Source organism: Candidatus Berkiella aquae, from assembly GCF_001431295.2.
In the GTDB taxonomy this organism is placed as follows: domain Bacteria; phylum Pseudomonadota; class Gammaproteobacteria; order Berkiellales; family Berkiellaceae; genus Berkiella; species Berkiella aquae.
Map to the genome: position 1 here is coordinate 1,920,966 of NZ_LKAJ02000001.1, position 18,443 is coordinate 1,939,408.

Annotated in this window: 14 protein-coding genes; 6 read left to right on the forward strand and 8 right to left on the reverse strand. The window is 39.1% G+C overall.

Features of this window, described 5'->3' with window-relative positions; all coding sequences use genetic code 11:
• Position 1: 1 nt before the first annotated feature.
• Positions 2-301 carry a hypothetical protein gene (locus HT99x_RS08560; RefSeq protein ID WP_075065934.1) on the reverse strand — a complete coding sequence of 100 codons (300 nt, stop codon included), beginning with the start codon at positions 299-301 and terminating at the stop codon, positions 2-4.
• Positions 302-635: 334 nt separating this feature from the next.
• Between HT99x_RS08560 and HT99x_RS08565 the strand changes: the two genes are divergently transcribed.
• A complete protein-coding gene (locus HT99x_RS08565) occupies positions 636-1,088 on the forward strand; it encodes a hypothetical protein (RefSeq protein WP_075065935.1) in 453 nt (150 codons plus the stop codon).
• 1 nt (position 1,089) lies between these two features.
• Complete coding sequence (locus HT99x_RS08570) at positions 1,090-1,233, forward strand: hypothetical protein (RefSeq protein WP_158003369.1); 144 nt, start codon at positions 1,090-1,092, stop codon at positions 1,231-1,233.
• Positions 1,234-1,438: 205 nt separating this feature from the next.
• Here HT99x_RS08570 and HT99x_RS08575 read toward each other — a convergent pair whose 3' ends face one another.
• Together HT99x_RS08575 and HT99x_RS08580 are read right to left on the reverse strand one after the other, a co-directional pair.
• Entirely contained in the window at positions 1,439-1,648 is a 210-nt protein-coding gene (locus HT99x_RS08575; RefSeq protein WP_259566089.1) for a hypothetical protein, read from the reverse strand.
• A 298-nt stretch (positions 1,649-1,946) separates the two neighbouring features.
• Positions 1,947-2,441, reverse strand: a complete 495-nt coding sequence (locus tag HT99x_RS08580; RefSeq protein WP_075065937.1) for a GNAT family N-acetyltransferase — start codon at positions 2,439-2,441, stop codon at positions 1,947-1,949.
• Between the two features lie 113 nt (positions 2,442-2,554).
• On the opposite strand from HT99x_RS08580, the gene HT99x_RS08585 reads away from it, so the two are divergent.
• A complete protein-coding gene (locus HT99x_RS08585; RefSeq protein ID WP_075065938.1) occupies positions 2,555-2,767 on the forward strand; it encodes a hypothetical protein in 213 nt (70 codons plus the stop codon).
• Positions 2,768-2,985: 218 nt separating this feature from the next.
• On the opposite strand, the gene HT99x_RS08590 is transcribed toward HT99x_RS08585, so the two are convergent.
• From HT99x_RS08590 to HT99x_RS08605, 4 genes are all read right to left on the reverse strand, one after another.
• Positions 2,986-3,372, reverse strand: a complete 387-nt coding sequence (locus tag HT99x_RS08590) for an endonuclease domain-containing protein (protein WP_075065939.1) — start codon at positions 3,370-3,372, stop codon at positions 2,986-2,988.
• Positions 3,373-4,165: 793 nt separating this feature from the next.
• Complete coding sequence (locus HT99x_RS08595) at positions 4,166-10,015, reverse strand: DEAD/DEAH box helicase family protein (RefSeq protein ID WP_075065940.1); 5,850 nt, start codon at positions 10,013-10,015, stop codon at positions 4,166-4,168.
• Positions 10,016-10,088: 73 nt separating this feature from the next.
• Entirely contained in the window at positions 10,089-11,612 is a 1,524-nt protein-coding gene (locus HT99x_RS08600; protein WP_075065941.1) for a hypothetical protein, read from the reverse strand.
• Positions 11,613-11,666: 54 nt separating this feature from the next.
• On the reverse strand, positions 11,667-14,432 hold the full coding sequence (locus HT99x_RS08605; RefSeq protein ID WP_139016583.1) for a hypothetical protein: 2,766 nt from the start codon (positions 14,430-14,432) through the stop codon (positions 11,667-11,669).
• Between the two features lie 433 nt (positions 14,433-14,865).
• Between HT99x_RS08605 and HT99x_RS08610 the strand changes: the two genes are divergently transcribed.
• From HT99x_RS08610 to HT99x_RS08620, 3 genes are all read left to right on the forward strand, one after another.
• The gene (locus HT99x_RS08610) at positions 14,866-15,291 is read left to right on the forward strand and encodes a hypothetical protein (protein ID WP_075065944.1); all 426 of its coding nucleotides are present in this window, start codon (positions 14,866-14,868) and stop codon (positions 15,289-15,291) included.
• The gene (locus HT99x_RS08615) at positions 15,288-17,099 is read left to right on the forward strand and encodes an MAP7 domain-containing protein (RefSeq protein WP_139016584.1); all 1,812 of its coding nucleotides are present in this window, start codon (positions 15,288-15,290) and stop codon (positions 17,097-17,099) included. The genes HT99x_RS08610 and HT99x_RS08615 overlap by 4 nt, the downstream gene beginning before the upstream one ends.
• 116 nt (positions 17,100-17,215) lie before the next feature.
• Positions 17,216-17,854, forward strand: coding sequence for a TIGR02281 family clan AA aspartic protease (locus tag HT99x_RS08620; protein WP_075065946.1), 639 nt, complete (start codon positions 17,216-17,218; stop codon positions 17,852-17,854).
• 346 nt (positions 17,855-18,200) lie between these two features.
• Here HT99x_RS08620 and HT99x_RS08625 read toward each other — a convergent pair whose 3' ends face one another.
• Positions 18,201-18,377: a hypothetical protein gene (locus tag HT99x_RS08625; RefSeq protein WP_158003370.1), complete on the reverse strand. Its 177-nt coding sequence runs from the start codon at positions 18,375-18,377 to the stop codon at positions 18,201-18,203.
• Between the last annotated feature and the right edge of the window lie 66 nt (positions 18,378-18,443).

Below are 18,443 nucleotides of genomic sequence, written 5' to 3' on the forward strand. Positions count from 1 at the left end.
TTTATCCTAAAAATGCCCTATTTTCTTGAATGCTACTAATCGCTTCTGCAAAGAAAGCTACATTTAAAACTTGTAAACATTTCCCTAATGCTCCATAAGGATCCAATAAACCTGTCACAGCACCACCCACACCCGCTAACAAAAAACCTGAACTATATAAATTGTTCTTATTGCTAACGGTATAACCAACAACACCTAATGTCGCACCCCATGCAGCAGCTGTTAAAGCAAAAACACCACCATGGATAGAATTGAGAGTTTTTTTATCAAGTTCATACATAAGATTAATCTCCGGAAACATTGAGACTTGCCCTTTTCCCCAGAGGGTAAGAAACGATATTGAAAACAGCAAAGAAAATCTATTTACAACACAATTTAAAATTTGATAATGTACACGAATCGTGACTGCAAAGTGTTACTAGCACTTTACAGCCACTCACCATAAGCAAAACTTAGTGGAGTTTAAGCCCATGGCTACGCGCATTTTATTACATTCTTTCTCAGTTAAAAAGCTCGCCAATCAGCGAAACCATAACCTATTGTTTTTACAGCAAAAATTCCTTACCTAAAACCGTTCTCAACCTCCGGTTTTAATAAGATTTTGTTTACTTACTAATCAGTAGGGATGTATTGCTATGCAAGCTTCTTATTCCTTTTCGCGCATCATTTCTGATGCACGCCAATTCACGCGCACGACAAAAATATCGTTGGCTGAAGTGTTGTTTGTTTTCAGTCATTCACAATTAACTGAAACAGAAAAAATGCTTTGGTTATTTTTGGCGATGCATGCCAATGAACAATTCAACTGCCGATTTTCTTATATGCAATTATCATTTTGCCTCAATTTATCATCAGAAATTCTGCACGTTGCTCTCAAGCGCCTAATAGCCATGGGCTTTTTAGATACGGAAGATTTGCTCGATTCATTCACACCACTTGCGTTAATGAAATTTTGCCAATTTTCAGTGCAATTACCATTAGAAGGCTTATTAGCCTTAAAAAAGGCACCTAAATTATCGGTAAATTTACCCAAAAGAAAACCGATCACCATTAATTTATTAAATAACCGTTTAAACCAAAGGAGTTAAAATGAGTAAAGAAGAATGTTTATGCGTTAGCGGTGGCTATCAAGAATGGCCTCATGATTACACTGAAAAAGGTTTTCAAGATTTAGCCACTCATTTTTATTGCACTATTGTGAATCAAACCTATATCGAAATTATTAGTCTATAAGGAAGTACCTATGTTAGTTATAATTGAATGTTGGTTAAGATTAAAATCCCCCGCTCGCTCCTGCTTCGCCAAGGCTACGCAGGACAAGTGCGAGCTGCCCCCTTTTACTCAAAGGGGGCGATTTAATCAAGCAAAGCTTACGAGATAAGATTCAGTTTTGAAGAATGGAATCTGACCTTAGTTAGCTTGGGTTTATTAAGAAAGGTCATCGGCATAGCTGGCCTCTATTCTTTTTATCGATAGCGTCAACTTGCGTATTGTTAGGCAATTTCGGACTTGGCGTATTCTTTAGTTCTTTTGAAAGCAAATAAGAACGTTCTGCATGCAGGTGTTCTCCATTGCTAGATTGAGGCTCGAATAATCGTCTCCGAGCCTGTTGTTGATGTAATTCATATACGCGGATCTGAAGAAACATAGATTCAATAGCTTTTATGGTTCCGCTTGAGAAAATTAGAAAAAGTATAGCGAGTGAAATGGGAGCAGTTAGTCCACACAAATACAGGCCCCCTGTAAGGGTAGCACCCACAATAGAGCCGAAGATTAATTTTGGAATACTCATAGACATAAATTTCGTTCTAGCTGTCAGTTGAAATAGTGAGTTAGCATACAGAATCCATTTAATGTCGTAAATAAGAATATCTCTTAGAAAAAGTGATTTTTGCTTATTTTTATCAGTGTATTTTCACATTTTACCTTTCTTCATCAAAGACTATCTAACTAGGATTTAGAACGAGCACCATTAAGTGTTCATCAAAAAATGTATTATCAATTTTGAGAGCTCGCGGCTCAGTGCCATAAATTTTAAATCCTTTTTTTTGATAGAACTCAACTGCGTTAAGATTGCTGGTTACACAGGTTAAATGTAATTGCAGAACCTTCGTTCTTGCATTATCGATGACTGCTTCCATTAAAGCGCTTGCAACGCCCTGGTGCCTATATTCAGGACAAGTATACATTCCCCAAATAACGCCACGATGTTGCATCTTAATGAAATTTAAAACATAAAAACCAGCACATGCCACAAGCGTCTCTTCAACAAAGGCACCAAAAACATGACTTTTGTTTAAGCCATTTTGAAACTCAAGGTCTGGCCAATTACATTCTTCCTCAATTGATGAACCAAAATTTTCAGGAGAATTTTGCAATGCCTCTAAGCGAATTTTTTTCCAGATTACCCAATCATCTGCAGTTAATATTCTTATTTTCATGAACAGTCTCCATCACACTCATAGAAGCGAGTACTTGGCCTCTTTCTTTCTACTACCTAGGGAATCTGCTAGACTACAGCAAGAACATCTTATTTAGCATATCAAAGACAGAAATGGATACAACTTATCAATTAATCGGTGTTATTTTATTTTTGCAAATGCTTTATGTCTTTAACCGAGATCGTAAGCCGTATTTTTTTGGTCTGACTCCTAAGTCAATTGTGCTTAGAAATCAGTTTACCAAAGGTATGCTTATCAGCTTGTATATATTCCTTGCCATAGCAGCTTTTGGAAAGTTAGCTCAAGATTTATTTTATTTAAGATAACCCCCCGCCCGTCTACGATGGACAAGCTGCCCCCTTTGAATAAGAGAGGGCGTTTAATCAAGCGTTTTGTGCAACAACTTGTTGCACATTTAGTAAATAAACCGATTTTGAATGCCATTTATGCATGTGCTGCTTCTCAGCAACCTGCTAGACAATTCGCCCCCTTTGAATAAAAGGGGGCAGCTCGGCGCATCGCGTCGAGCGGGGGATTTTTATCTTTAACTCCTCCTAAAGTGACATTTTTCCCTTCCAAAATCTTCAATAACGTCATAAATCCTATCAATTACACTTCCTAACTGAAACATCACTTGGTGATTATCAAACCTCAATACCATAATCCCAAGATTATTCAGAAATGCATCTCTGCATTTATCTTGTTCCAAATATTCAACTTCTAAATGCTGTGAACCATCGATTTCGAGCACTAATTTTACGGTGGGAGCATAAAAATCAACAATGAAGGTAGAAATCACCCTTTGGCGATAAAACTGAATACCATCAATTTGTCTTCTTCTGATTTTTGACCAAACTAAGCTTTCAGCCTCAGTCATATTTGAACGAAGCTTACGAGAGTATGGTGTGAGTTTTGAATTGTAATAAACCATTTTTAAGGTTGTGTTATTTAAGATAAAAATCCCCCGCTCGCTCCGTCTACGACGGACAAGCTGCCCCCTTTTAATCAAAGGGGGCAATTTAATCAAGCGTTTTTAAAAGGGTTCAAAATCACGGGCAAGGCTTACGAGTTTAAAGATAAAAATCCCTCGCTCGCTCCGTCTACGACGGACAAGCTGCCCCCTTTTAATCAAAGGGGGCAATTTAATCAAGCGTTTTTAAAAGGGTTCAAAATCACGGGCAAGGCTTACGAGTTTAAGATAAAAATCCCTCGCTCGCTCCGTCTACGACGGACAAGCTGCCCCCTTTTAATCAAAGAGGGCAATTTAATCAAGCGTTTTTAAAAGGGTTCAAAATCACGGGCAAGGCTTACGAGTTTAAGATAAAAATCCCCCGCTCGCCCGTCTATGACGGACAAGCTGCCCCCTTTTAATCAAAGGGGGCAATTTAATCAAGCGTTTTTAAAAGGGTTCAAAATCACGGGCAAGGCTTACGAGTTTAAGATAAAAATCCCCCGCTCGCCCGTCTACGATGGACAAGCTGCCCCCTTTGAATAAGAGAGGGCGTTTAATCAAGCGTTTTGTGCAACAACTTGTTGCACATTTAGTAAATAAACCAATTTTGAATGCCATTTACGCATGTGCTGCTTCTCAGCAACCTGCTAGACAATTCGCCCCCTTTGAATAAAAGGGGGCAGCTCGGCGCATCGCGTCGAGCGGGGGATTTTTATCTTAACTTTTCATCCCCAAATGGCAATTAACCGTAACAAAACCATCAATAACGTCTTTACCTTGTTACTCTTACTTTACTACTTATAGGGTCATTTAACGCTTCAATGACGGGCTCTTCAGATAAAGCGGTTGCTCTTTTTTGTGGTACAAACCCCATAAATTGTTGACTAAAAATCAGCGGTTGAGAGAATGAAATAAATTCGTCATTGCTATCGCTTGTTTCACTCTCGACATCACTATCACTTGCATCACATTCAAGGGTATTATGTTCTAAACGTCTTTTTTCATAATCGTTAGAAGCTTCAATTCTAAAAACAATCTGAGAAACATCCTGTACTTCATCTGCATCGTCAACTTTCCACGTTTGAGTTTCCCGATCAAAACGGTAAGCATTATTGGCAGCCAAGTAGTCAGAAGACGCTGGGTAGGTATGCGCAACCTCTGCCAAGATGGGATCAATAATTTTCTTTTTAGTATTCTCAAAAGTTAATACATAAGCAATTTTATCGTTATTTTTTCGGATGGCTCGGCCAAACATTTGTTTTATCGCATTAACGTGTTTCTGCTTTTTTGCTTTGGTTTTATTTTGCGCGATAATAACCGTTCCTATATTAAGATCATTAAAACCCAAAAATAACATTCTGACACAAAGGACCACACCATATCGCGTTTGTTGTACAAAGCGCTTCAAATCAGCCTTACATTCTTCATTCTCACTATGAATGATGAAACAAGGAATATTCGCTTTTGATAATACATCGTAAGCTTTGTTGCAATCAGAACGTTTTGGCAAAAACACCATGGTTTTGGTACTGGCTAAGGTTTCAGTTTCCTTAAACCCCGGATGTGGTTGATGTTGGAGTATTAAAGGTAGACACTGAATCAGTTTTTTGACATTCTCTTTGGAATAATTTACCCCTAAACTATCAACGATGACCGGCGCAAGCCTGCCTTCTTGGATTGCCTGAGCAATGGGATAAGTAAATATTGGTTTACCCAATGCTGTATTTGATAAGAGAGTAGCCGAGCAACCTACTACCAAGGTATCCTGTAAGCCTAAAGTAGGAAGTTTTTCAACAGCGTTAGGATAATCATGACACTCATCTAGCAGGACAAGCCGGACTCGTTGTCTCATCTGCTCGGGAAACAATTGGTGAAAACGTTCAAAGCTTTCCAAACATATAATGACAATATGTTTTTCTTTATGGAATTTTTTATTTTCTGCTAATAACCTTAAAGAGCAGCTTTGATTGTCACTCGATACGGTGATAATTCTCGTGTTATCAAATTGCGTCTCATTGAATATTTTATAGCCTTCCAAGAAGCTTTCATATAATTGACGTGTTAATTGAATCTGAGGAGAAACGACCATCACGAGTTCTTCTCTATCTAGCAATGAGAATGCCAGCGATGCCAACCTGTATTGAATGATAGACTTCCCACAACCCGTAGGGATTTCTAAGCAACTAAACGGGGAATTTTGCTGACCAACGGCTTTAATTGCCTTGACCTGATAGTCATATAATAGACCATCATTGTCTTGCCAAGTGCTTAAAAGCGTTTGAAAGCGGTCAATGAAGCGAGTCTCGGTTCCTTCAGAGCAGAGCAAAGGTAGGCTCGTAGCTGCTGCAGTGACTTGAGGAGTAATAGATCGGCTAGCGTTACTTGTGGCACTCTTAGGCTGTTTCTTCTTCAATACTAAGGGAGGTGAAAAGGAAGACGTTCCGGAATCAGAAAACTGATGGGCAGACTCTTCATGCGCTCTGATATGCGTTGGACCAATATCTATCGTCATAATTTGAGCTTGCTTTTCCTGATAGTCATTAATGTTTTTTTCTATCAATTGGTTAAGCATTTTAAGTGTTTGTTCAAGCCAGCTTTGTTGCTGAGGAGGCAAAGGAAATCGGGGGCCGGTAAATATCTCTGCACGAATTTGTGCATTCACACATGAATTTTGCTCTTTATGAGAGCGTTGCAACGTCGCGATATCGCGCGATATAACTTGATAACCTCTCTCCAACATGACATGCAATAAGATCTGAAAATAATAATCTTCGCAGGATTTATGCACTTCATGCGCCGGAGGTTGCAGTAAAAAAACACTTTCTAAGCTGGTTAATTGCTGACGAATCAATTGCATGTTGATTAAAAAGCATTTTGACCCCAACTGACCTTGCGCACTGATACGGTTAGATTCAGTAGCAATACTGACACAACCTTGATTCTTTAACTGCGAAAGAAGAAGCGTGTAAAATTTCTCAAAATGATTGGGAATAGTAGAAATAGCATCGTCATCAATTTGATAGTTAATGCCTTTAATATTATCATCTAGCATCACAAAATGATTTAAATTCCAATGGTGCGCCATTAAAAAGATCCCAATGCGTCTAGCCGTTAATTTGCTGAGATCGGCATACTCACCATGTGTGTTGGAATTGATGCGTACTAAAACTAAAACATCCATGTCGTCAGGAACTAAATCTTTTAAAGAACTATATTCTTGTTGAGTTAACACAAGTATACAACGGGCTGTATAGACTTCGGGTAACAAAGCTTTTTCTTTACGTCCGGCGAAAATAAAGGCCACTTGTTCATGTGAACCTGGCAAGGATTGATGAGAATAAAAAATGGCATTGATTTCTGGACAATTTATCGCAAAAGATTGTCGCTGACGATTCGTACGATGAAAGCGTGGACTGCTTAATTCAATCAATGTTAAGTGATGATTGTATAAACGCTCGGTGATTTGACCATAAATAGGTTCAGGCAATTGAGGTAAAACCCCGCCTAAATATTTTTCAGCAATATGACCATTGGGTGAATTCTTTTTAACTACTGAGGTAAGCCCCTTCGTACGGCTAATTTCTTCAGTACGATGTTGCTCGAAGTTAAATTCGTTTTGACTTTGGCTCGCTAATAGCTCCTCTTGATGTAAGACTTCTTTTATTTTTGTAGTGGGTTTGGCACTGGCATAACTTCTTAATGCCTTTAACACGGCTGTCCCATCGGTAAAACCATGATTATCTTTCAAAACCAAGTTATTCACCTTCGATCCATGACATTTAGGTCTTTTAAATTTGCTTTGAAATTCTATGGATTTTCTATATAAGTTACACAAGAAGTATTTAATTGAATTATAATATTGAGGTTGGTTGTATTCCTTTTGTAGTTGTAAGATGGCTTCATTGTCCTGCAAGATAACCCCTGCCAATAATCTACCTTCAACCATGGCTTTTTGAGGAATTTTTTTGACCCTACGTACTTTTTGAGGATGAGGATCGGTTCTTTTTGGTGATTCATCACTCGCTATCTGAGATATTTCCTCATTTGAAGATACCACCTCATCTGTATCCAGGGGAGATTTAACCAATTCTTTTAATGCGGCAAATATCTCTGCTTCATTTTTATAACCATGATTAGGCTTTAGGGTTAAGCTGGGAGGCTCATAATTAACGACAGGCTTTTCAAATTTAACCTGAAATTCTGCTCCTTTGTGTGATGCTTTTATATATAATTGATAAAAAGACTGATTAATTGAACGATAATTCTCAGGTTTATTATAGTTTTCATGCAATTTTAACTCAACAGAGTTTCCATTCAATGTCACACCGACTAATAGCTTGCCTTGTGCTAAAATTTTTTGTACCTCTAAAGATTTGGTAAGAGCTGCAAAACTTTTTAACGCCTCTAATATAGCTTGGGGATCCTCATAATCATGATTATCTTTTAACGTTAATGCTGGCATTTCATCGCTCTGAGTTGGTAGTTCGAACTTTTCTGAAAAAGCTACCGAATCGCAGTGAAGTTTATAAAGCATTTTTCTAATTAAACGATAATTATCAAGGTTATTGTATTGTTCATGCAATGTTAATAATACTTGATTGCCATTAAGGACAGCTCCTACGAATAGCTCACCTTGTCGCAATTTTTCTTTATATTCGATCCGCTCTGGAGGCACAGCAAAATCTCGTAATGCTTGCATAATTTCTTGTTCATCTTGATAACCATGATCATTTTTTAAGGTTAAAGAGACAACAGCATTCTTACAGCGCGTGGGTTTTTCAAATTTAGCTCTAAAAGCAGTTGAGCGAGGATATAAATCATAAAAAGCTTTACTGATTGATGCATAATTTTCTAACTTATCGTATGTTGACGTTAGCTTTAAATGAACTTGATTTCCATCGAGGGTAATACTCGCTAATAGCTCACCTTGATATAAGGCTTCTCTTATTTTTAAAGTTGGCTTGGGCTTTACATTACTTTCTAATGTAGTTGACGCGCTTTGCTCATTGGGCTTGATGGATTTAGCTTTTTTACTGCTAGGTCTTTTATGAGAATTAGAAGCTTTTCTTTTGGGTACGGATGCATCATTCTTGGGCGAAGATAGTAAACCATCTTTATCGGTTAAATTGGTTTCTTCTTCGGCAACCATATCCGATGTAAACGGAGCCATAAATGCTCCAGCTAATTCAATGCCAGACTCCAGTATCGCAGCTTTTTCTGGCAGCAATCTCTCGTGTTGAAAATAAATGTTATTGCTTTCTTCTTCGGCATCGATATTCAGTGTTAACGGGGCAAAATGTGCCTCACCTAATTCATTGCCATATTCCAACATAGCTTCTTCGGGCAGAAATCTATCACGTTGTGAATAAATATTATACGTTTCTTCTTCGGCATCGATATGCAGTGTTAACGAGGCAAAATGTGCCTCACCTAATTCATTGCCATATTCCGGGATCGCTGTTTTTTCTGGTAGAAATCTATCGCGTTGTGAATAAATATTATACGTTTCTTCTTCGGCATCGATATGCAGTGTTAACGGGGCAAAATGTGCCTCACCTAATTCATTGCCATATTCCGGCATCGCTGATTTTTCTGGTAGAAAACTCTCACTTTGTGGATAAATGTTATTTGCTTGATTCATTAAAACGGCTAATACTGCCGCAGCACTTGGATAGATATTTTGCGGTCTTAATCTTAACTGCACGATACCTTCCACGGTTTTAATATCCTCAACTTGTGCAGACAGTGCTTGTGAATTTCGACAAAGTTCATTCAGCATGCGTTCAATGGATTGATAGTAAAAAGGCTGGTTGTAATAAGGCGCTAAATGCAAGCTTATGTGAGGTGCCAAATACAAGCCTATGTGATCCGTAAACATAGTAAAAAGGGAACCTGTTTTAAAAGCTTCTACAAATTGATTTTCAATCTGAAAAACCGCGCTTTCTTCCAACACTTCTTGGACATTGCTCGAAGAGGCGACTGGCGGCATTACAGGCACCATCGCGACATCAGCAAATTCTTTTAGTGCGGCTAATATAGCCGTTTTATCTTGATAACCATGGCCCTCTTTTAAGGTTAATACCGGTGGTTTAGCGCGCTGAGTAGGCAGCTCAAATTTAGCAGCAAAATTTGGAATGCCACAATGCATTCTGTAAAAAAGCTTATTAATCAACAGATAGTTATCTGAATGGGCATAATTGGGATGCATTACTAAAGTTACACGGTTACCCTCTAGGATAACATCTGCTAATAACGCACCCGTACTTAAGTCTTTCTTTATGTCTCTTCGTGGTGTGGGAGTAGCAAACGCTTGTAAGGCTGCTAATATCTCTTGACTATGGGTGTAGCCATGGCCTTCTTTTAAGATGAGGACATAAAGCACATTACCTCGCATCGGACGTTCAAATTTTCTTCTAAAGTCCTCTGAGCGGAGATATAAATCAAAAAAACCTTTATTAATCGATGGGAAATTTTCAGGGTGATTAAATTTTGGCTTTAGCTTTAAAGCCACCTTATTGCCTTGAATTGTAACACCTGACAATAATTCTCCTTTATGAAGTGCTTTTCTAACTTTTAAAGGGGGCTTGGTATATTGCGTTCTTTTAGGATGTTTTCTTGGCATAAATTTACCTTTTCAACTTAAAATTTCATAGAATATTACTTTAAAATAAGTCCATTTATGTTGCCTCATTTTCTTAATCTAGAAGCCGCTGCTTCTTAAGCGGTTGCTCATTCACACCTGTTGACTTTGAATCAGCTGGGGATTTATCCGTCTCACGCAATCTTTTGTCTCTGCTAGCGCTAAACTGCGGCAATATGGGTAATTGGGAAGTAACCTCAGGCAGCCTGTCTGCCGGCTGAGCTTGGGCTTGCTGAACTAATTGTTCTTGGAGTGCTTGTTCTTTTTGAGCCAATTGTTCTTGCAGTACTTGCTTTCTTTTTTCTAAAGCACTTCTTTCTTTAAATTCTTCTAAAACCTTAAAACCCATCTCTGCGCTTATACGACTATCCATCATAGCAAGCCAATCCGACGGCATTAAATTCATTGGCATATCTATTGTCAGATTAAAATCATGCAAATATTGCGCAGCTAGCATTTGTATATGTTGCTCTCTTACCTGTGCGCTGGTTTTTAAAGCACAACCTAAAGCTGTTTTTAAATGTTCAAGCTTTTTCTCTGCTGATGGGCTGGCAGTCATTTTTCCAAAATGATGCGCACATAACTGATCCATCACCCGGCCATATTGCCAAGAACCCGCAGGAACCTCCTCATAAGCAGCAAAACCACCTTCTATTTCGCCAATAGCAAAATAATGGTTGCCTAAATCATAAAATGCATTTAAATAGCCAGCCTCTAATGCTTCTTGGGCTTTTTCCCAGACATTTTCCTCATTCTCTTTGCTATCTGTTTCCTTATAGGCATCTAATGCAAGGAAAAAATGATGGCGGGCTTCACTTAACGCAAGGAGTGACTCCCTTTTCAAAAGCTTATCTAACGGACTATCTTGCTGCAGCATGGTGGCCGGCAATGCGCCCGAAAATTGTGTTAAAGCCTCCTTCACTATTTGGCGTTTTTCAAACGCATTCTGTCCCATAATGAATGCACAAAACGGTAATGAGTCATGCCGCACTAACCATCCTAAGATATCTTTGCCAACATGAGGTTCTTCTTGCGCCGCTTTGAGTAAATCACCAAAATTGATTTCGCTTTTCACCCTATCCCAAACCGCAAAGAAGGCAGCTGGTTTACCTTCGCTTGCTTTACAAGCTAACAACCACAAAGCACTTTTGCCTTTATGCGGTCCCATTTGAGCTTCTTTCAATAAAGCCTGGGCAGGAATGTTCCCACATAACTTCTTCCAAGCGGTTAAAAAGGCTTCTGGCGCTATACTCGCTAACAACCATAGCCCACTTTTGCCAGCATGAGCCGCTGGCAGTTGCTCTATCAACTGTTCGTCTGACAAATTAACTAAAAATCCATTAATGACTTCCAATATCTTTAAAGGAAGCTCCTTTTTATGACGAGCAGCAAACTGCTCATTCATTTCAGCGATAAATAAAAGATGCTCTGAAGGTGACTTTTGTGTTGCCAGTTTTTGACTTAATGCTTCGCTAAAACGTTGTTCATCCAAATTAGCATCTAATAATTGCGAAACTTCAACTTGATAGGATTCAAGTGCTGTGGTTGAAGTCGTTAAAAAAAGGCCTTTCATTGTCATAGGTATTTTATCTCTATCTGAATATATTGATTTCACATCACGACTAACATTAATTTAGCGGTTAGAGTTACCGAATTTTCTTTTCTTTAGCGGTTGCTCATCCTCATCTGAGGACGAATTTCTTTTACCTCTGTTAACATTAGGGCTTAGCTGCAGCAAGATGGGTGATTGAGCAACAACATCAGTAATACTGTCTGCCAATGGAGCTTGGCCTTGCTTTGCTAATAGTTCTTGGAGTGCTTGTTCTTTTTGAGCTAATTGCGCTTGAAGTGCTTGTGTCTCTTTTTCTAAAGTTATTCTTGTTTTTAATTTCTCTAAAATATTTAAACCCGCTTCAGCGCTCATGCTACTATTCATCAGAGCAAACCAGAAAGGCGGCACTAAATCTTGGGGCACATCCATCGGTAGATTAAAATCAAACAAGTATTGCACCGCTAATTTTTGAAGATACTGCTCCCTTATCTCACCACTGGTTTTTAAGGTATAACCTAAGGCCATTTTAAAATGTTGGAACTTTTCCTGAGCTGAGGGGCTGGCAGTCATTTTTTCAAAATGATGTGCGCCCAACTGTGCCATCACCCGGCCATAGTGCCAGGAATCCGCAGGAACCTCTGCATAAGCAGCACAGCCACTCTCTATTTCGCCAATAGCAAAATAATGGTTGCCCAAATCATAAAATGCATTTAAATAACCGGCCTCTAATGCTTTTTTTGCTTTTTCCCAGACATTTTCTTCATTCTCTTTATTACCCTCTTGGTTGTACCTCTCTAACGCAAGGGAAAAATGATGGCGGGCATCAGTTAACCCTGGGAGTGATGCTAATCTCAAAAGCGAATCTAACTGACTATCTGGTTGCAGCGCTTCAGCCGGCAATACGCCCGAAAGTTGCGTTAAAGCTTCCTTCACCACTAGAAGGTTTTTGCGAGCATTCTCCCGAATGACGCTTTGTTGGTCTACCGTGGAGTTGAGTGGGTAATGCAATAATGCCCCTTGTATTAACCACCCTAAGACATCTTTGCCAACACTCGATCCAGCCTGTGCAGCTTTGAGCAAATCAGCCAAATTGATCTCTTTTTTCACCCTTTCCCAAACCGCTAACAACGCGGCTGGATTATTATTAGCTGCTGCACCCGCTAGCAACCACAAGGTGCTGATACCTTTCATCGGTCCTTGCTCTGCTTCTCTTAATAAAGCCTTAACAGGAATGTCTTTTCCAAACTTTTGCCATACGGCTAAAAAGGCTTCTGAATTATTTTGAGATATAGCGCCAGCTAAGCAAAACAAACTGTTTTTGCCAGCATTAAAACCCTGTTCAGATTCTTTGAGCAAAGCCTCTAGAGGGATCTGGTCATGGAGCATTTGCCAAACCATTAAAAAGGCTTCTGAATGAACTGCACCAGCAGCTAAATTCCACAAGGCATTGATGCCTGCCGATTCTCCTGCCCCCTCTTTTAATAAAACCTCTATAGGAATGTTCTCTCCCCATTTTTTCCATATGGCTAAAAAGGCCTCCGGCTTATCATTGGCTACGGCACAAGTCAAACACCATATGATACTCCGGCGGCCCCCCTCACGTTCTTTCAATAAAGCCTCTATAGGAATGTTCTCTCCCCACTTTTTCCAGACGGCTAAAAAAGCTTCTGGCTTATGCTTTGTTGCTGCATTCGCTAACCACCACAGGGGATTTAGGCCTTTCATCACTCCCTGCGGAGATTCTTTCAATAAAGCTTCTAAAGGAATGTTCCCTTCTAACTTTTCCCATACGGCTAAAAAGGCTTCCGGCATACCACGAGCTACTCCAAAAGCGAGCAAGGACAACATATTATCGCCAGCATCCCAACCTTGTTGCGCCTCCTTAAGCAAAATATCCAAAAAAATTTTGTCACCGAGTTTTTCCCAAACGGCTAAAAAGGGTCTTGAATTATTCTTGTGTGCTACTGAAAAAACTAAAAACCATAGCGCATTTTTTCCTTTATAAGGTCCATGCTGAGCTTCTTTCAATAAAGCCTCTAAAGGAATGCTGCCGCCTAACTTCTCCCATACGGTTAAAAAGGCTTCAGGATGACCTTCAAATGCTGCACAAGCTAACCACCACAGAACATTAATGCCTGCATAAGCCCCCTGCTGAACTTCTTTCGATAAAACCTCTAAAGGAATGTTTCCATCTAACTTTTTACACACCGCTAAAAATGCCTCAGGTCTACCACAGGAAGCTGCAGATGCTAACAACCACAGAGCATTAATGCCTTTACTCTGTCCTTCTTCTGCTTCTTTTAATAAAGCTGCCGCAGGGATGTCACCTACTAATTTTTCCCATACCGCTAAAAAAGCTTCAGTTTTACCACAGGATGCTGCACAAGCTAATAACCACAGAACACTTTTACCACTCGCTCCCTCCTTCGCTTCTTTTAATAAAGCTTCGACAGGGATGTTCCCTCCTAACTTTTCCCATACCGCTAAAAAAGCTTCTGGCTTCTCATTGGCTGCTGCACCCGCTAACAACCATAACCCACTTTTGCCAGCATGAGCGCCTGGCAGTTGCTCTATCAACTGTTCGTCTGACAAATTAACTAAAAATCCATTAATGACTTCCCATATCTTTAAAGGAAGCGCCTTTTTATGACGAGCAGCAAACTGCTCATTCATTTCAGCGATAAATAAAAGATGTTCTGAAATAGGCTTTTGTGTTGCCAGTTTTTGACTGAATGCTTCGCTAAAACGTTCTTCATCCAAATTAGCTTCTAATAATTGCGAAACTTCAACTTGATAGGATTCAGTCATGATGGTTGAAGTCGTTAACTGGAGGTCTCTCACTGGCATTTATATTTACTCACTATCTGAACTGATTATTTTAAAAAATTGCTTTCATATCAGGACGAACATTGTTAAAGCCATTGCCGCATTTGTTGATGCTCTTCAAATAAAATTTTGCAAAAATCTCAGTCATCAAGGGAGCATGTAGGGTCGTTTAATCGAAAAGGCATTAGTAACTCCCAATGTTCGAATGCGTCAGGATATTACCAATTAATAGTTATCAGGTCAACTTCAAAAGTGTGTCAATACACCCTTTCATAAGGTTGTTATTTTCATGAAAAGGGGGCAGGTATACTGATGACCCTAGTTAGATAGTCTTTGATGAAGAAAGGTCATCGGTATACCTGCCCCCTTTCGTTTGAGTGCAATATCACATCAAACGGAACTTTAACGACGCTCAAAGGTCAATTAATTAAATCACTCCAAGTTAAGTAAAAAAATGAATCACGCTAAAAATCCAATCATTGATATTATAAATGCTATAAAAGCCGACGAAATTCCTGAAGAAACGAAAGCTCAAGAACTGCAATTATTATTTAGACAAGCAAAAGATTTACTACTATTGCAGGTCGAAACTGATTTAGAAGCATTTTATAAAAAGCTAAATAAAAAGCATCGAAAACTACTTCATGAAATTACCGCCATCATACAAAGCAACGATAATTCATTCCAAGCCCTATTGCATACACTAGAATCAGATGTTGAGTGTTTTGAAAAATTTGAGCAACGACCCGATCTTGTATTAATGCTCAATTCTATTATCAATGCAATCGATCAAGAATGTGAATCACTTGAAAAGCAATTCAATCTAGATATGACAAAAATTGCAACCACCTTTGGAAATCAAGACATTATAGGTGCATGATGAAAAACGACGGACCCAAAATAATAATGAGAGAAGCTTCAATTTTTGTTAGACCAGATTCTGACAGGCCTACGCCTCTATTATTGCGCGATCGCACAACGGTCTTACAACAAAGAGTCATACACCCTGACATTGTCAAACTGGGTGATTACAGTGTAGTAATGAAAAATGGAACGCCTTGGGTATGCATGTCATCTATTATTGATTTTGCTAGTACAACCAATAATAATTGGGTACTTATCGATCCGCAAGCAAAAGTATTTTTTTCCGAATCTGATGAGTTTTTTAAAAAATTACTAACCAAAACAATTTCTGATTGCGCTGGCAAAACAAAAACGGCAGAAATACTCGCTATCGTTAATGAGAATGTAAATCAATTGACAGATATGCCAAACATGTCCAGACGTCAAGTTGAACTTAGCCTTGATAATAGAGATGACTTATTTGAGCTTGAACAACGCAAAAAACAAGGAAAAGGAACTTATGAAAGTGTCAATATTGATCTAGCCGACAATGTTAATGAAAAAATTCTTGTTTGCCGCCAAAAATCAATGATTGTAGCTGCCATTTTAGGTAACTTGGTGAGATCTGGAATATTACCCGATGGTCAGGTAAGAATGTATCAATCTCATTTAGTGACCAACAGCAAAGAAAAACGCGGTGCGCATGCTTGGACATTATTTAGAGATAACGCCGATCATCAATTATGGATTTGCGACCCACGCTGGGAAAAAGTCTATAACGTTAAAGATGAAAGAAAACTCATTGCAGATGACAGGCTTTACGGAGAGCATGCTATTCATGACATGATCATTAGGGCTAACATACTTGACAATATCGTAACCAACGATTTTTCAAAGACCTTTTCACATATTTCTGAAATTGCGATTGCAGACGTTAAACCCATTGGCAAAGTTATGGTATTAACACCAAAAGATTTTGTTGACTATGTCTTCCTTTGCAATGAGCTAAAAAATATTAACATTCAATTTGAAACAACAGGAGAGCATCCAAACCATTACATTAGTATCAAAGAATCAGATAACACGCTCATCTACAATGCGCTTATCTCAGCATTCAATAATGCTGATCCAAAAGAATTAAAAACAACACGTCATCAATCTGTTTTAGCAGATACATCGTCGTCTCAAGCAGCTTCTTCGCAAACAGCAGAAATGAGAAGAAAAGAAGCCGAAGCACTTGCAAGTCAAGAAGCGGAACGTATACGACAAGAAGCAGAAATAAGAGTTAGAGAAGAGCAACAAAGGATAAGAAAAGAAGCTCAGCAACGTGCAGAAAGAGAAGCATTAAGAATTCGAGCTGAAGCAGAAGAAAGAGCGAAGCAAGAAGCAGCGAGAATTAAAGCAGAAAACGAAAGGTTAGTTCAAGAATCTATGCAAATCTTATCGCAACTTGCAACAGATGTTCGCAATGAAGCTGAGCGTTTAAGGATAGACAGCGAGAAACAAGCTGCTTCGCTTGCGCAAGAAAGACTAGAAGCAGAGGAACATTCAAGGCAAGCCGCTGAAGCACTCGAAAGGCAAAAAGCGCAACCGTCTACATTAACGGCGGAATCTCAGCCTAAAACAGATATCAGATCAAGTACTAGAAAAAAATCAGAAAGCAATCAACCTGCTTCATCATCAACAACCGAATCACCTGCTTCTCCCCATAAACTATCAACACAGGGAAAACGAGATTATCTAATTCGTATGAAAAACATGCCATTTCCAGATGAGAACACAAGTCCAGGGCCCTCCTCCCCTCATTTGCGAACTCGTCACCGCAAGGATAGACCTAAAGGCTAATGGTATTGTTAACTAGGGTCATGGGTATACCGATGACCATAGTTAACTTAGGTTTATCAAGAAAATTCTTCCTGAGCTATTGTCTATAGTATTGGGCTACACCGAAAGGATCGTCTGTGCAAATAATCAGAGCTGTGGTAATGATAATCGCTTTGGCTTTAAGCAATATAATCAATGCATCTGATGAGGTGGAAATTTTAGGCTTGGGAGAAAACAAAGTTGTCCTCAATGTCGAGGGAGTTACCAGAGTATTACACGTTGGTGAAACAGCAGGTGGAATTAAAGTGATTAGTGCTGATATAGAACAATGCGTGTTGGAAATAAATGGTCAATCCAAGGCCTATCGTATGGGCAATCAAATTTCTACCCATTTTGCTAAAACACAAAAATCGATTGTGCGAATTGTCCAAGATAATACGGGTTTATATCGTTCAAGTGGCATGATCAACGGGCAAATGGTCAATGTGATTGTTGACACCGGTGCGACCTTAGTCACAATGAACGCAGATCAAGCTAAAAGCCTTGGGTTCAATATTACAGGCAAACCGGTGCCCGTCGTAACAGCATCCGGTAAAACCAAAGGCTATTTAATCAATTTAGATAAAGTAAGTTTAGGCGAAATTCACGCATATAATGTACAAGCTGTGATTATAGAAGGATCTTACCCTCCACAAATTTTGCTGGGCATGTCTTTTTTGCAAAGATTAGAAATCAGTCATCGCCAACAGCTGCTTGAATTACAGCAAAAATATTAGAAAAAATGGGCATGTATACCGACGGCCCGAGTCGGTCCGCAACCACCAGCTGCTCCCTTGGGTTTAAATCGCAGTGCACAAAAGTTCCACGCATCACGCCAGAGTTTTGCTCCTGCTTGGTTGACCATCCGAGCCATGACTGTCGAGAAAAATTACTTATTTTATATAGGTTGGGCTTAGCTCTGATTTTTATATTTTCTCTTTCTGGCCGTTGCCATCTTTCATTGAAAATAGTTACATTCATGCTTTGGGGAACTCTCTCGTGCACTTTTTCAAAGGTGTATATGAGTTTACAGCATATTTTCTGCCACCCTGTTGGTAAGCAAGATCACTGGCAATCACATTCTCATGGTTTTTTACTAGTCGGCTTCTGTGGTGGAGTTTTGTTTTGTTCTGTATTATTTGGTTCTCTCTTTTCGCGAAATGGTCTCAATCGTTTAGGATTGATTTCAGGATCTCTTATTTTATCCCCCTTTTTGGGTTCGCGATCAGGCCTGCTTGTATTGTTGTCTGAATTTTTCATAATATTTGACCTACTTATAAATACTATTAATTATAGCTTATAAAAAATCATAGTAGGAGAAAAGGG

Bases quoted from the DNA above. Each gene is read 5' to 3' on its own strand.
- HT99x_RS08580 (WP_075065937.1), bottom strand. From the start codon at position 2,441: ATGAAAATAAGAATATTAACTGCAGATGATTGGGTAATCTGGAAAAAA.
- HT99x_RS08625 (WP_158003370.1), bottom strand. From the start codon at position 18,377: ATGAAAAATTCAGACAACAATACAAGCAGGCCTGATCGCGAACCCAAA.
- HT99x_RS08610 (WP_075065944.1), top strand. From the start codon at position 14,866: ATGAATCACGCTAAAAATCCAATCATTGATATTATAAATGCTATAAAA.
- HT99x_RS08560 (WP_075065934.1), bottom strand. From the start codon at position 301: ATGTTTCCGGAGATTAATCTTATGTATGAACTTGATAAAAAAACTCTC.
- HT99x_RS08585 (WP_075065938.1), top strand. From the start codon at position 2,555: ATGGATACAACTTATCAATTAATCGGTGTTATTTTATTTTTGCAAATG.
- HT99x_RS08565 (WP_075065935.1), top strand. From the start codon at position 636: ATGCAAGCTTCTTATTCCTTTTCGCGCATCATTTCTGATGCACGCCAA.
- HT99x_RS08600 (WP_075065941.1), bottom strand. From the start codon at position 11,612: ATGACAATGAAAGGCCTTTTTTTAACGACTTCAACCACAGCACTTGAA.
- HT99x_RS08615 (WP_139016584.1), top strand. From the start codon at position 15,288: ATGATGAAAAACGACGGACCCAAAATAATAATGAGAGAAGCTTCAATT.
- HT99x_RS08605 (WP_139016583.1), bottom strand. From the start codon at position 14,432: ATGCCAGTGAGAGACCTCCAGTTAACGACTTCAACCATCATGACTGAA.
- HT99x_RS08595 (WP_075065940.1), bottom strand. From the start codon at position 10,015: ATGCCAAGAAAACATCCTAAAAGAACGCAATATACCAAGCCCCCTTTA.
- HT99x_RS08570 (WP_158003369.1), top strand. From the start codon at position 1,090: ATGAGTAAAGAAGAATGTTTATGCGTTAGCGGTGGCTATCAAGAATGG.
- HT99x_RS08590 (WP_075065939.1), bottom strand. From the start codon at position 3,372: ATGGTTTATTACAATTCAAAACTCACACCATACTCTCGTAAGCTTCGT.
- HT99x_RS08575 (WP_259566089.1), bottom strand. From the start codon at position 1,648: ATGTTTCTTCAGATCCGCGTATATGAATTACATCAACAACAGGCTCGG.